Here is a 14838-nt window from a genome sequence, read left to right as displayed (position 1 = left end):
TTTCTTTTGCTCACGCGCTTGTAATAACTCAATTTCATCCAGACGCTTGCCTTCTGGCGCATTTCGTCGCAGACTTTCAAAAACACACAACCAGATCCCGCATAGAAGCCTCAGGCTCGCAGCGGGGCAGATGCCATATCATGAGGGGAAAGAGCATGACAATTTCACAGATTCTTGACCAGAAAGGGCGCGACATTTTTTCAAAGTCGCCTTCTTGTCCCTTGTCTGACATCGTCAAACTGTTGCGTGACGAAAAGATCGGCGTCGTCCTGATTTCGGAAGGGGAAAGCCTGCAGGGGATCCTGTCCGAGCGCGATATCGTGCGGGCGTTGAGCGACCATGGGGCCAGCATATTGGCTGATCCGGCAAGCGCCCACATGACCAACAAAGTCATGACCTGTCGTGAAGGCGACACCATTGCCACAGTCATGGCCCACATGACGTCGGGACGCTTTCGTCACATGCCGGTGATGGAGGGAGGCAAGGTTGTCGGGCTTGTGTCGATCGGCGATGTGGTCAAGCAGCGTATTCTGGAAGCGGAAAAAGAGGCCGATGAAATGCGGGCCTATATTGCCAGCGCCTGATCAAGGCGCTCAAGGCCCCAAGCCAAGCCCCCTGATCCGGGACACAAACCTAGAGTCGGGACTGCAATATTCTGACAGAAGAGAAGGCAGGAGAGATCCTGCCTTTTTGTTGTCTTACCTATCGTTGTTCCCAGGCTCCTAAGCCTTGAGGTCATCGGAGAGATCGGACAGTTCGCGAATGGCGCGCTGGGCGGCGTCATAGCCGGCCTGAATGGACTCGTCCGCGCGCTGAAAATCGAACATTCCGATCTCATGCAGGCGCGGATTGATCGTCAGGTCTGGTGGGTCTCCAGCCAGACGGGACCGGCTGATCCGATCCTGAATGATCGTGTAGGCGTCGAACATGATGGAGGAAATGCTCTGGCTGTCTGCCTCACGGCCATAGATCAGGTTGCGAATGCTGCCCAAGGGACCGCTTGCCGGGGTGATGGGGTCGTTGTCGGGATGGGGTTGAATGCGGTCATCTTCATCATGGGCATGCGGGATGATGGTGCCGCGCCCGAATGTGTCCGAGCTGAGGTTGACCGCGATGACAACGCGGGCTCCCATGGCACGGGCCAGCGAAACCGGCACTGGATTGACCAATGCGCCATCGACCAGATGACGGCCGTTGACATTGACCGGATTGAATATGCCGGGAAGCGCATAGGAGGCCTGCATCGCAGTGACCAGATGGCCTTTGCGCAACCAGATTTCGTGGCCGGTCGACAATTCGGTGGCAACCGCCATAAAGGGGCGATCGAGATCCTCGATCTGGATGTCCTCAAGATATCGGCGAAGCAGTTTGGTCAGGCGAGCGCCACTGATGAGGCTTTTGCCCGAGAAGGATACATCGAGCAGGCCGAGCAGGCGGCGCTTGGTTAGGCTGCGGGCAAATTCTTCCAGTCGATCCAGCTCGCCTGCCAGATAACAGCCGCCAACCACTGCGCCAATCGAGGTGCCTGCGATGATGTCAGGCCGGATACCGGCTTCTTCCAAAGCACGCAGGACGCCAATATGCGACCAGCCTTTGGCTGCGCCGCCGCCCAGTGCCAAGCCAAGCGGTGCTGCAAATAGTCTTGGGGACGCAGGATCGACGTCCTGTTCCTGCAAGTCAGAGCCGTTGCGGCCAAATATGTCCAGCACTTGTGCCAGCATGGGCGTGCCCTCCTGAGAGGTATTTTAAGAAGGAGGGGTTCAAGAAACCACTAACAATAAGGAGGTTAACAGGCAATTTGCGGTGATTTTGGCGTGAATTCGGTGTGAAAATCAGGAATCCCCTGCGTCATTTATAGACTTTTTCAGGGTCGAAAAGCGGCTTTTCTTCACGGAATGTGAGGCTGGATTTGCCATTTTCGAGGCTGGCTGCGCGATAGAAGCAGGATTTGTATCCTTGATGGCAATTGGCAGTGGCGCCGCGGGTGCGGACCTTGATCCAGATGGCATCCTGATCACAGTCGGTTCTGAGTTCGATCACGTCCTGCACGTTGCCGCTGGTCGCGCCCTTGTGCCAAAGCTCCTGACGAGATCGGCTCCAGTAATGGGCCTCGGCTGTTTCCAGAGTCAGGTGCAGGCTTTGGGCGTTCATGTAGGCGAACATTACCACGTCGCCGCTGTCGGCATCGGTCACAATGCAGGCAATCAGGCCGTCCTTGTCAAACTTTGGCAGAAAGTCATGGCCCAGTTCGATCTGTTGCTTGTCTTTGCCTTGTTGGGATGAAAATGGCTGGCACATGGAAACGCTTCCTGTTTGATGGTTCGGTCCGGTCCGGTCTGGTCTTGTCTGATCTGGCCTACGCAAAATTCGGGCAAAAGAAAAGGGGCGATGCGGCCCCTTTTGGTCGTGGAACGATACTGGCAGAGGGGTCTCTAACGATCGGTCACCAGTTTCATAAACCGGTTCTGTTTTGCAATGTCTTCCTCGAACACGCCGGTAAAGCGGGTGGTGACTGTAGAGACGCCTTTCTTCTGGACGCCACGCATCGACATGCACATATGCTCCGCCTCGATCATCAAGGCGATGCCCAGCGGATTGAGCGTTGTCTGGATCGTATCGAAGATCTGAGCGGTCAAGTTTTCCTGCGTTTGGAGACGGCGGGCAAAGCTGTCAATCACACGGGCCAGCTTGGACAGGCCAACGACGCCATTGCGCGGATAATAGGCGACATGCGCCTTGCCGACGAAAGGCACCATGTGATGTTCGCACGCGGAAGAGAATTCCACATCGCGCAGCAGCACCATGTCTTGATAACCATTGACCTCTTCAAAAACCCGCGCCAAAGGGGCAGCAGGATCGAGGCGATAGCCGCTATACAGGTCCTCATAGGCCTTGACCACCCGGGCCGGGGTATCTGTCAACCCTTCACGATCCGGATTGTCACCAATCCAGCGGATCAGGGTGCGCACAGCGGCTTCTGCTTCTTCCCGGCTGGGTCGTTCGCACAAGGCCCAATCTTCTCTGCGCTCAGCACCGGGGAAGGTATGCAGATTTTCCTGGTTGATATTCTTTTTCAAGATCGTTCCGTGCCCCGAATTCGAGATCTGCTCTTTATCCTTGGTATCGACAATCATATCCATATCAGACCTGCATGCCTTTTCTGTCCGGCATGATGTTTGTCTACCAACTATCATACCACCTCAATATCCCTTAAGGTGTCTGAAGATAGCTGCGCCATCATGCACTTTTTTCCACTTTTGTCAGCAGCAATTTAGCAATGCGCACATGATATGTTATAACATAACACACTTCTGGCGGCCACGATGTGCAAAGTTGCGTGACTTTCTTGTCTTGCTTCCCATATAGGCGTTATAGGATGGAAGACCAGTTCTGGATCCATAGACCCCTCAAAAACGTGAAATTTTGCTATGCTGGATGCGATTTACAACAAGAAAATTCTGGAATTTGCCGGGAATATTCCAAGATTGGAGCGGTTGCCAGAGCCGCAGGCATCTGCCAAGGCACACAGCAAATTGTGTGGATCGACCGTCGAGGTCGATCTGGTGATGGAGAATGGCAAGATCGTTGATTATGGCCAGATGGTCAATGCGTGTGCATTGGGACAGGCTGCGGCCTCGGTGGTCGGACGGTTGATCATTGGGGCTGATGGCGCGGAAATGCGCGCTTTGCGGCGGACCATGCAAGCGATGCTGAAGGAAAAGGGTTCCCCTCCTGAGGGCAAATGGGACGATCTGAAATATCTCGAACCGGTGCGCGATTATCCAGCGCGTCATGCTTCAATGCTGTTGGTTTTTGATGCGGTGGAAGAAGCGGTCGACAAGATCGAAGCTGTGGGTGAGGCATCTTGACCCACCGACGCGCGGCACGGGATGACGCATGAAGTATCTCGCCATTGGGCTGATCAAGCTCTATCAGATTTTTCTCTCGCCCTTCATGGGCCGGCAATGTCGGTATGGGCCGACTTGCAGTCACTATACCGAAGAGGCAATCCGGCGGTTTGGCTTTTGGGCTGGTGGCTGGATGGGACTGGCGCGGATCCTGAGATGTCATCCATGGGGACATAGCGGCTTTGATCCGGTGCCTGAGCTGTTGCCTGATGGCGCATGCTGGTATAAACCATGGCGTTACGGCCTTTGGGGTGGTGACCATATCGATCCGGCAACCAAGCTGGGTGACTCAGAGTGATTGTCTGGGAGTGATATCCGGTTTCCCGTCCTGACCAGGGCCTCAAACTGATCGATTTCGATTAATAGCAACGCTTACCTGCATTGTAGGCAGGAGTTGAGCAGGAGACACTTATGGTCAATCTGACTTTCCCCGATGGATCTGTACGCGAAGTTGAAGCTGGTATTACTGGCGCCGATGTCGCTGCGGGTATTTCCAAATCTCTGGCCAAAAAGGCCGTCGCCATGAAACTGAATGGCGACTTGACGGATCTTGCCGATCCGATCACCGCTGATGCGGCCATTGAGATTGTGACCCGTACGGATGACGCCGCGCTTGAGCTGATCCGTCACGATGCCGCCCATGTGATGGCCGAAGCCGTGCAGGAATTGTTCCCCGGCACGCAAGTCACCATTGGTCCGGTTATCGACAATGGTTTTTATTACGACTTTGCCCGCGAAGAGCCTTTCACGCCGGAAGATCTGGTCGCCATTGAATTGAAAATGGCCGAGATCATCAAGCGCAATGCGCCTTTCACCAAAGAAGTCTGGAGCCGTGATGTAGCCAAGAAGCATTTCTCCGATTTGGGAGAAAGCTACAAGGTTGAGCTTGTCGACGCGATTCCCGAAGGCGAAGATCTGAAAATCTATCGTCAGGGCGACTGGCTTGATCTGTGCCGTGGGCCGCACATGACCTCCACGGGCCAGATTGGCACCGCCTTCAAACTGATGAAGGTGGCGGGTGCCTATTGGCGCGGTGATTCCAACAATGCGATGCTGAGCCGCATCTATGGCACCGCTTGGGCCAATGAGAAGGATCTGAAAGCCTATCTCACCCGTCTGGAAGAAGCTGAAAAGCGTGACCACCGCAAGTTGGGTCGTGAAATGGACTTGTTCCATTTTCAGGAAGAGGCACCGGGGTCGGTCTTCTGGCACGAAAAGGGCTGGACCCTGTTCCAGAATCTGATCGCCTATATGCGTCGCCGTCAGAAAGACTGGGGCTATAAGGAAGTCAACAGCCCTGACATGATGGAAAAGACCCTGTGGGAGCAGTCCGGTCACTGGGAGAAGTTCGGTGAAAACATGTTCACCACCCAGACGCCGGACGAGCGGACCTATTGCTGCAAGCCGATGAACTGCCCGGGCCACGTGCAGATTTTCAAGAATGGTCTCAAATCCTATCGTGACCTGCCCTTGAAGATTGCCGAGTTTGGCAAGGTGCATCGCTATGAGCCATCAGGTGCCTTGCATGGTATGATGCGCGTGCGTCACTTCACGCAGGATGACGCCCATATCTTCTCCGCCGAAGATCAGATCACCGAAGTCTGCGTCGATATGAACGAGCAGATCATGTCGATCTACAAGGACTTCGGCTTTGAGGATATCCGGGTGAAATTCTCCGACCGTCCTGAAAAGCGCGTTGGCTCTGATGCGGTCTGGGATGCGGCGGAAGAGGCGCTGAAGACGGCCGTCAATGCAGCCGGTCAGGACTGGACGCTCAATCCGGGTGAGGGGGCTTTCTATGGTCCCAAGCTCGAATATGTGCTGCGTGATGCCATCGGTCGTGATTGGCAGTGCGGTACGGTTCAGGTTGACCTCAATCTGCCGGGTCGTCTGGGTGCCTTCTATATCGATACCGATGGCAACAAAGTCGCTCCGGTGATGATCCACCGTGCCCTGTTCGGCTCGCTCGAACGCTTCTGCGGTATTCTGATCGAGCATTATGCCGGTCACTTCCCGCTTTGGCTGGCGCCGCTGCAGGTGGTGGTCGCGACCATCACGTCAGATGCGGATGACTATGCCCGTGAGGTGAAGGAAAAGCTCACCGCCGCTGGTCTGAATGTCGAGTTGGATCTGCGCAACGAGAAGATCAACTACAAGGTCCGCGAGCATTCGCTGGCGAAGGTTCCGGCCCTTTTGGTTTGCGGTAAGAAAGAAGCCGAAGAGAAAAGTGTGTCGATCCGTCGGCTTGGCTCCAAATACCAGACGTCTATGTCGCTGGATGAGGCGATTGCGTCGCTGGTCGATGAAGCCATCGCGCCGGATTTGCGTCGCGCCCGCGATGCTGCGGCAAATGAAGCAGCTGAATAAGCTGTTTGTCTATCAGAAACTGATTCAAGTCCTTGCGACTTTGATTCAACAAGGGCGGCATCTTGGGGTGCCGCCCTTTTTTATGTGCTTTCAAGAGGTTGAGCTGGCTGTTTGAAAGAATGAATCGGTTTGTTGAGATGTTGATTCAATTGGCGCCTGTCGCTTTAAGGCAGTGTGCAGGGGTGGTGTTCGCCTGCGCCGGGGATTCGGACGCAGTCGCAATCGCGGGTGCTTGACTGCCATTGGGCGCGAGGGTGGAGGCCGGCCACTGGAACAGTTATGTCGGCCTGCTGGCAGGCATTGAAGAGCGCTTGGAAGGCGTGTTTGAGGCTGTAGGCCCGGCGCTCAAACCAGAAGAGATGATAGCCTTCTTCGGTGTCCATCAACAAAGACAGCGTGCAGGCCGGGTCGAAGTGATAGGCAAAATGGCAGGTGACTTTGAGATCGTCAAAGGATGCGTCAAAGGCGATGGACGTGGTGTGGGTTTCTGGTCCTGAAGCAGGTCCGGGCTCCGGTCCTTCGGGGAATCTGGTCGGCCTTTGCGCCCAAAGCAAAGCCTTTAGCCGACCGGCCCATGTTTGGGGCGGCGCGCCTTCGGACTTGCCCATGCCGATGACGGGTAAGTCTTGAGCCGTTGGTTCGGAGTTCATTGGGCTTCAGCCAAGACCTCGATGTCACGATCAAGGCCGGGGTCGACGGAGAAGTCGCGGTTGTATATCGCGTCATTCTGTTTGGCGATGGCCGTATAGTCGCCCGCTGACAATGCAAGGGTCGGGAAGGCACCAATGGCCTGTTTGACCACATCGCCTCCCGGTGTCAAAACCGTCCAGATGGTGTTGGCCAAAGCCTCGCCGCCGGGTTCGGATACCAGCCGCAGGGTGACTTTGGCTGCATTGTGGATCATCGTTACGTTGATCAGCTTTCCAGACTCGATCTGGACGTCGCCGCGGACAATGGCGTTGGATGAGCCATAGCTGGAGACAACGTGATAGGTGCCTTCACTCATCTTGACGACATGGCCGGGTTTAACATTCTTGGCGACCAGTTGCTGGCCGCCGCCATTGCTGTCGTTGCGGGTGTAGATATCGAAGGTCAGGATGCTGCTATCGAGGGGGATGTCACCTGAGGCGACTGCATTCAGGCGCACCGCGCCAGCATTCAGGATGAAACTGTCGGAGTAGGATCCCGGGCGCTCCAGGGTGATCCGTTTGGTCAGATTGGCATAGCCATAGCCGGCATAGACAATGTAGCTGCCGGTTTTGAGTTCGACCGTGACCGTGCCGCCATCCAGTGTCTGAACGGTTTGCAGCGTGCCGTTGGCGTTACGCTTTTCAGCAAAGATCCGCCAGTTGACACCCCGTTGCAGCACTTCGCCCTGTTCGGACAGCAGAGCAGTGAGTTGCAGAGTTGCGACACCGGTCTCATCAATCACCGGGGCCACTGGTTCAGCCGGGCTGTTCTGTTGCGGCATTGGCTGTAGCACAGTCGGATCGGTTGCCGACTGGTTTTGTTGTTCGGGCGTTTCTTCTGCTTGTTGTGGTGTCTGGTCGGGTGCCTGTGCGGTGTTTTGATCCGTCGATTGGCCATTGAGCGTGCCGGGGGCAATCTGGCCGGGTGCCGCTTCCTGCTGGTTCATCGCGGGTTTGGCTGCTGGCACGGGAACCGTTTCCGGCAGTTTCAGATAGGAACGCGGGGCGCTGTTGCCTGCGGTGCTCTTCTGAATGATATCACCAAGATTAAGTGGTTTGGCCGCGGATTGCGCCTGTGCTGGTGAGTATGGTGCTACGGTCAAAAGGGTGGCGACGAGGAACCATTGCAGCAGGGCGGCAATCTTTCCGGTCCAAGAAAATAGGTCCCGATTGTTCACTGGTATGTCCTTGCCTTCCAAATCCTGTTTCGTCGAGACGCTGCGGCTGTTCTGGTGGTGCCAGTGCGCTTTGCGTCCGACTCATCGCATTGGTTGGTTTTCTTTAGCATTGGCAAGATGGTCAGAGCAATTGCTGCCTCGGTAGAATCATGCTTCTGTTTCACAGAGATTGTCTTGATCGGCTCGTGCAGTCCTGCTTGCCAATCTACCCTAGTCTTCCCGCTGCGATAGATGGCAAAGGTGGTCATTTCTGGGCAAAAAAGCAAATGCTACTGGTTTCAGCAGCGTGGGCTACTTAGGTATGGGTTAGTTCTTAAAGGAGAATTACGTATGACCAATCCTTTGCTTGATCATCTGCTGACGCGTCGCAGTGTCCTTGCGGCCTTCCTTGAAGCGCCCGCACCGCGTGAAGAGCAAGTGCAGCAGATGTTGACTGCTGCCGCGCGTGTGCCCGATCACAAGAAGCTGGTTCCGTGGCGCTTCATCCGATTTGATCAGGAAGCTTGTGAAACAATCGGAGTTTTTCTGGAGAAGCGGTGGTTGGAGATTGACCCAGATGCAGACGAAGGTCGGCTGGCTGTGGAGCGCGAACGGTTCCTGCGTGCGCCGATGGTGATTGCTGTTGTCTCCAATGCGCGCTCCGACGCACCGGTGCCGCCGATCGAGCAGCTTTTGTCTGCCGGGGCGGTTTGCATGAATCTTGTACATGCGGCTCATGCTCTTGGATTTTCCGCCCAGTGGTTGACTGAATGGTATGCCTTCGATGACAAAATGCGCGACAAGCTCGGTTTGGCAGGTGAGGAGCAGATTGTCGGTTTCATTCACATTGGGACCTATCATGGTGAGCAGGCCGACCGGGCGCGCCCGGATCTGGATGCCATCGTTACGCATTGGAGGCCGTAATGTTCTACGATTCTCGCACCAATGATCATGGCTTGCCGCATGATCCCTTCAAGGCTCTGGTCGGGCCGCGACCGATCGGCTGGATCAGCACCAGAAGCAAGGCAGGAATTTCCAACCTTGCGCCTTACAGCTTCTTCAATGCCATTGCCGCTCAGCCCAATCTTGTGATGTTTTCCTCGCAAGGGCATAAGGACTCGGTGACCAATATCGAGGAGACAGGGGTCTTTGCTTGCTCGATGGTCAGCCATGAGCTGCGCGATTTGATGAATAAGAGTTCCGCCCCTGTTGACCCGGACGTGAGCGAATTCGAGCTGGCGGGCCTCACAGAGGCACCCTGCCAACTGATCGATGCACCTTATGTGGCGGAAGCTCCCGCCGCGCTCGAATGCCGTTTGCTGGAGGTGGTGCGGCTCAATAAATATGAGGGCATCGATAGCAGCTATGAGATGGTGATCGGCGAGGTGATCGGGATTCATATCAAGGATGAGATGCTGGTTGATGGCAAGGTTGATGCCCCGTCCATGCAGCTTTTGAGTCGTCTTGGTTACATGGATTATGCCACGGTCAATGAGGTCTTTTCCCTCTCGCGACCCAAAGACTAAAGACCTCACACGGCCATCCTGAAAGGAAGGTGCCAGATCTCGTTTCTTCAGAAACAAAGTCCGGCGCCTTTTGTTTTTGATTCAAGTTTCTGTCAGTCTGATTCAACTGGTTCGGAAGCTGATTCAACAGGCTGTCGACCTGATTCCGAAAGTACCAGTAAATATTTGACTTATTTCATTAATCCGGCGCGTCTTAAAGTGGTTTCGGCGCGTCTCAAATGCGGCCTGTCGATCATCTCGCCGTCAATGCCAACGACGCCTACATCGCCTGCCTGAGAAAATGATTCAACGATCCGGCGGGCCTTTTCAATTGCCGTATCGTCGGGGGTGAAGACCTCGTTGATGATTGGCACCTGTGCCGGATGGATGGCCATCTTGCCGACAAAACCATCGCGTCTTGCCTCGATGCATTCCTGCCGCAAACCATCGCTGTCGCGGAAGTTGATATAGACCCCGTCCACGGGGTCGACCTGAGCAGCGGCCGCGCCTATCAGGCACAGGTCTCGGACCAGTCTGAAGGGAGAGGTGAAGGCTCCTGCTTCATCGCGGTTGCTTTCCGCCCCAATGTCTGCGGAGAGGTCTTCCGCGCCCCAGGTCATGGCTGAGAGGCGAGGGCTCGAGCCGCCATAGGTGCCGAGATTGAAAATTGCAGTCGCCGTCTCGGTGGCGACCGGTATAATCTTGATCCGGTCTAGCGGGACGCCGGCCACCGCCTCGGCGGCCTTTAGTTTGACATCCAGTGCGGTGATTGATTTTCCCGACTGACTTTTGGGAAGCATGATGCCATCCGGCTGACAAGGCACGATCATGGCAAGGTCGTCGTCGGTCAGGTCGGTGTCGAGGGCATTGACGCGAACATAGAGGCTGGGGCGGTCCGTGGTTGGGATATGCTGCTTCAGGAAGGTGGCGGTGATCTTTCGGGCTGTCTCCTTCTGGGCGAGGCTGACCGAGTCTTCCAGATCAATCAGCAACACGTCGGCCCCGGCGGTCAGGGCCTTTTCCATTTTCCTTGGGCTGTCTCCGGGCACGAACAGATAGGAGCGCATGGGTCCCTCCTTTTGTGAATCATTGAGGCTCGGTCGGGCGTTTCATCATAAAGGCCTGCCGGGTGCATTTTGCCACCAGCTTGTCGCTCTGGTTATAGGCACGGTGTTCGAAGGTGACGATGCCTGCAGTGGGGCGGGACTTCGATTCTCGACGGTCCTTCACCTCTGTTTCGACCCGCACGGTATCACCCTGAAAGAGCGGGTGCGGGAAGATGACATCAGTCATGCCCAGATTGCCTATGGTTGTCCCCAGCGTTGTTTCCTGTACCGAAATGCCAATCATCAGGCCGAGGGTGAAGAGGCTGTTGACCAATGGCTGGCCCCACTCGGTTTGTGTTTCACAGAAATGGCGATCAATATGCAGTGGCTGGGCATTCAGCGTCATGTTGGAAAAGAGCATATTGTCCATCTCGGTGACGGTGCGTCGCATCTCGTGGTGGAAGCATCTGCCAACTTCCAGCTCTTCATAATAGCAACCTGCCATGGGGCCTCCTTCGGGGAATTTTTGATTTTTGGCAGTTTACGTAAAAGGGTAATCTTGGCCAACCCTGTTCTTTCGTTAAACATTCATTAACCATGTCAGGTCAGACTCGTTAATGAATTGTAACCAGAGTGAGTCTCGCTGTCTTTGTGACGGATGGTATCGGTCAAAACGCGCGCAATTGCACACAATCTGGAGAGAGAAGTGACCAGTTCGGTTTCACTCAACATGCCAACAAGATTTCGGACGGCCTTTGAAGAGGCCAGTCGCACCACCGGTGCGAACTTCGACTATCTTGTGCAAACAGCAAAACGGGAGAGCGGTCTGAACGCGACCGCCAAGGCGCCGACTTCATCGGCGACTGGCCTGTTTCAGTTTGTTGAGCAAACCTGGCTGCAGACGATGAAGGAAGACGGGCCAAGGCTCGGCTTTGGTGATGCGGCACAGCATATCACCAAATCAGGTTCGAAATTTGTTGTTCAGGACCCGAAGGTCCGTCAGCAAATATTGGCAATGCGCAACGATCCCAAAACCTCGGCAATGCTGGCCGGGGCTTTGGCGCAGAAGAATGAGGCCAGCCTGTCGGAGCGGCTCAATCGGACCCCGAGTTCCGGTGAGCTTTATGTTGCCCATTTTCTTGGGGCTCAGGGCGGTGGTCGGCTGGTAGAGCTGGCGCAGGACAAACCCAACCTTGAAGCCTACAAGGTCTTCCCGCAACAGGCGGCTGCCAACCGCAACATTTTCTTTGAACGCAGCGGTGAGGCCAAAACGGTCTCCGAGGTTTATGAGAATCTCACCGGGGCGGAGCCGAAGAAAAAGAGCGTCTTGTCGCGTTTCTTCAATCTGGGGAATTGGTTCAAGCCGAAGGCCTCGATGCAGGAAAGCCGCTTTGCCCAAAGTGACCCTTCTGCTCAATCTGTTCAGCAAGTCACCCAGCAGGCGGCCTTGGCACCGGGGGTGATTGATCTGGCAGGGGATAATCTTGCCTCAACGGCAACGTCGCGTGCCTCTCGAACGAGTGCTGCCAATGCGGATGTGACCAAGCCGGATGCGTTCTTCTCTGATCCAGACCAGGCACGGACAGACGCAATGCCGAGCCGTTATGGCATGAGCTATCGGTCCTCGACCGACCACGACGCTGTTGCAACCCAGTCGCGTTTTGCGCTGGACGCCAGCAACAAAGCTTCATCCGCCATCAATGAGCGGGTCAGCCGGGTCTTTGCCGATTATGCGGCAGAGGCGGACAGCAACCTGAAGGCCAGCAGCGAAACAAAAGCGCAGAGCGCAGCAGAAGCCATCGAAAACCAGCCTGTTACCCAACCGGTTTCTGCTGCCATGCCCTTGCCCAAGCGAAAGCCGATTTCCGCTGATGCCTATGTGGAAGCGCTGGGGAACGCTTTGCCACGGCCCAAGCCACAGCAACCGGTGGCCAGTCGGGACCGCCAGCCCCTTGATTTGACCAACGGGGAACGGGATCAGTCGAAAGATATTCTGAGCCGGGACTTGGTGCGTCGGCGTTTTGGCGCTTTGGATCTCACCGCTTTTCTGGACAGAGGTGTCGTGGACACACCCAAGAATAGCTAAACCAGCACAGCGTTGGTGTTGGCGGGATGCCATCGATCTTCTGTCTTTTCCATTTATGGTGAACCGATCGTTAAGAGTTGCTGGGCCACAATGAGTCCGAGTAAGGCTCGGGACTGCGTGTGACCACTGGTGCATGGCGTGCAAAGACACTTCACCACATACTTTCCCGATTCAGATGACCTTGCATTCTGCCTTTTGCGGCGGTGCCGGGTTGTTCCTTTGAAGTGATGCGTAGGCCTTTGGCCGGGGACTAGTCGGGATGATTGTAGCCAAGTTTCTCTCCTGGATGGACACCGCTCCTGTGGAACGGCGCGCGGAGGCGACCAGTGCGCTGGCGCGGGCCTATCTCTATTCGCCGCTGGAGCCATCCGAAAAAGAAGCTGCTGATACGGCCCTGACAATTCTGCTTGATGATCCCGCCCCGATGGTACGCGAGGCCCTCAGTCAGGCATTGGCGACGTCGCCACATGCGCCGCGTCAGGTCATTCTCTCGCTTATTCAGGATATCGATTCTGTGGCGTTGCCCGTCGTGGCCTGTTCCCCCGTTCTGCTGGATGGGGAGTTGGTGGATCTGGTGGCTGAAGGCAGTGTCGCCATGCAGCTTGCCATTGCGTCGCGGCCGTCGATCAGTCCGTCATTGTCAGCCGCGATGGCTGAGGTTGCCGGCCCTGAAGCCTGTCGCGCGATGCTGGCAAATCCCGGTGCGCAATTGGCTGTGTTCAGTTTGCGACGGCTGGCTGAGCGGTTTGGGCAAATGCCAGAGTTGCGCAATGCCTTGCTGGATTTGCCGGGGTTGCCGGTTGATATCCGTCAGACACTGATTGTTCAGCTGGGGGATGCTCTGGAGCAGTTGGGGCTGGTCAAGAGTTTCGTCAGCAGCGAGCGGCGGGAAAGTCTGGTCAAGGATGCCTGCGACAAGGCGACTGTCGATCTGGCCTTTTGCTGTGCGGACAGGGCCGAGATGCTGGCGCTGGTGGAGCATTTGCGTCTTTCCGGTCAGTTGACAGCCGACATTCTGATCCGTGGTCTGTGCATGGGCAATGTGGAGCTTTTCATCGCCGCGATGGTCAGCCTGACCGATCTGGACCAGAAGAGAATATTGGCCAGTGTCGAAGATCCCAGTGAAGGGGTTGTTCTTGCGCTTTGCCGGAAGGCCGGGCTGGCAGAACGGATTGTTCCGGCCGTCCATGCGGCGCTGGTTGCTTATGGGGAACTGTCGCGCGAAATCGATCCGGCGGCCTCTCGGGCGCGGTTTGCCCGCTTGATGGTGGATCGCATCCTGAATGACTATAACGGTCTTGTTGATGACGAGATGGACGATCTGCATGCGTTGCTGCGCCGCTTTGCGACGCAAATCGCCCGCGATGAAGCGCGTGAGAAACGCTTTGCCTTCAGGCAAATTAGCGCGGCTTGAGTGCCAAGCACAAAGACATGAGACCAAAAGCAAAAAGGCTGCTCAGTCCGAGGCAGCCTTTTTGCTTTTGGTGGTCTTCTCTGAAAAGTACGATCAGTCTTCCAGCTTGTCCGGAGCAATCTTGGCGATCCAATCTTCGGCGATGCCTGCCAGTTCCTGCGCCAGCGCTTTGCCAATGGCATTGTCCTCAGCACGAGCGTCTTCCTTGACCACGGCCTTGATGGCTTGCACATGCTTGCGCAGCATGTCCATTGGCAGCTGATCCCGGTCTTCAATTTTCTCGATCAGATCGCACATCGATCCGGCAATGTTGCCGGCAATCGGGAAGCCCATCGTGTGGGCCTGACCCTTCAGGTCGTGGCCGGAGCGGAACAGGGCGGTCAGGCGGTCTTCCGAATAGCCATTGTCCTCGATATCCTTCCAGGCGGCTTGAAGCCTCTTAACCTCTTCCTGCATCCAGGTGCCAAAATTCACTGACAGGCGTTGCAGTGCCTGTTCTGCCTTGGCGACAGGATCATAGTCGCTATTGTTCGGCAGGATCTTGATCTTCTTGCGTAGATCGACTTTGGGCTTGATGATCTCATAGTCCGCCATCAGGTCTGTCCTCTGCTTGCCCCATCCGTCCATTTGAGATGCCGGGCTTGCTCATTGTTGGCGCCGCGCGGG

At 55.7% G+C, this 14838-nt stretch carries 16 protein-coding genes; 8 read left to right on the top strand and 8 right to left on the bottom strand.

Annotated features, from left to right (window positions below):
• Positions 1-155: 155 nt before the first annotated feature.
• Positions 156-584 (top strand): CBS domain-containing protein, encoded by a 429-nt coding sequence (locus tag DSD30_RS08770; RefSeq protein ID WP_114009248.1) that lies wholly within the window; start codon positions 156-158, stop codon positions 582-584.
• A gap of 138 nt (positions 585-722) precedes the next feature.
• Here DSD30_RS08770 and DSD30_RS08765 read toward each other — a convergent pair whose 3' ends face one another.
• The 3 genes from DSD30_RS08765 to folE all read right to left on the bottom strand — a co-directional run bounded on the left by DSD30_RS08765 (position 723) and on the right by folE (position 3140).
• Positions 723-1721, bottom strand: coding sequence for a patatin-like phospholipase family protein (locus DSD30_RS08765; RefSeq protein ID WP_114009247.1), 999 nt, complete (start codon positions 1719-1721; stop codon positions 723-725).
• 127 nt (positions 1722-1848) lie between these two features.
• A complete protein-coding gene (gene hisI / locus DSD30_RS08760; protein WP_114009246.1) occupies positions 1849-2298 on the bottom strand; it encodes a phosphoribosyl-AMP cyclohydrolase in 450 nt (149 codons plus the stop codon).
• 134 nt (positions 2299-2432) lie between these two features.
• Positions 2433-3140, bottom strand: a complete 708-nt coding sequence (folE, locus tag DSD30_RS08755; RefSeq protein ID WP_245418409.1) for a GTP cyclohydrolase I FolE — start codon at positions 3138-3140, stop codon at positions 2433-2435.
• Between the two features lie 288 nt (positions 3141-3428).
• Here folE and DSD30_RS08750 point away from each other — a divergent pair, with 288 nt between their 5' ends.
• The 3 genes from DSD30_RS08750 to thrS all read left to right on the top strand — a co-directional run bounded on the left by DSD30_RS08750 (position 3429) and on the right by thrS (position 6275).
• Positions 3429-3869, top strand: coding sequence for an iron-sulfur cluster assembly scaffold protein (locus tag DSD30_RS08750; RefSeq protein ID WP_114009245.1), 441 nt, complete (start codon positions 3429-3431; stop codon positions 3867-3869).
• 28 nt (positions 3870-3897) lie between these two features.
• Entirely contained in the window at positions 3898-4206 is a 309-nt protein-coding gene (gene yidD, locus DSD30_RS08745) for a membrane protein insertion efficiency factor YidD (protein ID WP_114009244.1), read from the top strand.
• Between the two features lie 113 nt (positions 4207-4319).
• Complete coding sequence (thrS, locus tag DSD30_RS08740) at positions 4320-6275, top strand: threonine--tRNA ligase (protein WP_114009243.1); 1956 nt, start codon at positions 4320-4322, stop codon at positions 6273-6275.
• Between the two features lie 164 nt (positions 6276-6439).
• Here the strand turns inward: thrS and DSD30_RS21510 are convergent, their stop codons facing one another.
• Positions 6440-6925 (bottom strand): hypothetical protein, encoded by a 486-nt coding sequence (locus DSD30_RS21510; RefSeq protein ID WP_157967624.1) that lies wholly within the window; start codon positions 6923-6925, stop codon positions 6440-6442.
• Positions 6922-8142, bottom strand: a complete 1221-nt coding sequence (locus DSD30_RS08730) for a hypothetical protein (RefSeq protein WP_114009241.1) — start codon at positions 8140-8142, stop codon at positions 6922-6924. The genes DSD30_RS21510 and DSD30_RS08730 overlap by 4 nt, the downstream gene beginning before the upstream one ends.
• 330 nt (positions 8143-8472) lie before the next feature.
• Here DSD30_RS08730 and DSD30_RS08720 point away from each other — a divergent pair, with 330 nt between their 5' ends.
• The gene (locus DSD30_RS08720; protein WP_114009239.1) at positions 8473-9045 is read left to right on the top strand and encodes a nitroreductase family protein; all 573 of its coding nucleotides are present in this window, start codon (positions 8473-8475) and stop codon (positions 9043-9045) included.
• Positions 9045-9647 (top strand): flavin reductase family protein, encoded by a 603-nt coding sequence (locus tag DSD30_RS08715; RefSeq protein WP_114009238.1) that lies wholly within the window; start codon positions 9045-9047, stop codon positions 9645-9647. The genes DSD30_RS08720 and DSD30_RS08715 overlap by 1 nt, the downstream gene beginning before the upstream one ends.
• A 170-nt stretch (positions 9648-9817) precedes the next feature.
• Here DSD30_RS08715 and DSD30_RS08710 read toward each other — a convergent pair whose 3' ends face one another.
• Positions 9818-10693, bottom strand: coding sequence for an HpcH/HpaI aldolase/citrate lyase family protein (locus DSD30_RS08710; RefSeq protein ID WP_114009237.1), 876 nt, complete (start codon positions 10691-10693; stop codon positions 9818-9820).
• Positions 10694-10712: 19 nt separating this feature from the next.
• The gene (locus DSD30_RS08705; RefSeq protein ID WP_114009236.1) at positions 10713-11177 is read right to left on the bottom strand and encodes a MaoC family dehydratase; all 465 of its coding nucleotides are present in this window, start codon (positions 11175-11177) and stop codon (positions 10713-10715) included.
• Between the two features lie 201 nt (positions 11178-11378).
• Here DSD30_RS08705 and DSD30_RS08700 point away from each other — a divergent pair, with 201 nt between their 5' ends.
• Both DSD30_RS08700 and DSD30_RS08695 read left to right on the top strand, forming a co-directional pair.
• Entirely contained in the window at positions 11379-12758 is a 1380-nt protein-coding gene (locus tag DSD30_RS08700) for a prolipoprotein diacylglyceryl transferase (protein ID WP_157967623.1), read from the top strand.
• Between the two features lie 259 nt (positions 12759-13017).
• Positions 13018-14172 (top strand): DUF2336 domain-containing protein, encoded by a 1155-nt coding sequence (locus DSD30_RS08695; RefSeq protein WP_114009234.1) that lies wholly within the window; start codon positions 13018-13020, stop codon positions 14170-14172.
• Between the two features lie 93 nt (positions 14173-14265).
• Here the strand turns inward: DSD30_RS08695 and DSD30_RS08690 are convergent, their stop codons facing one another.
• Entirely contained in the window at positions 14266-14766 is a 501-nt protein-coding gene (locus tag DSD30_RS08690; protein ID WP_157967622.1) for an Hpt domain-containing protein, read from the bottom strand.
• Between the last annotated feature and the right edge of the window lie 72 nt (positions 14767-14838).

Source organism: Cohaesibacter intestini (assembly GCF_003324485.1).
Classification (GTDB): Bacteria; Pseudomonadota; Alphaproteobacteria; order Rhizobiales; family Cohaesibacteraceae; genus Cohaesibacter; species Cohaesibacter intestini.
Note: the sequence above shows the minus strand (reverse complement) of the source record. Positions and strands in the feature narration are given on the sequence as shown.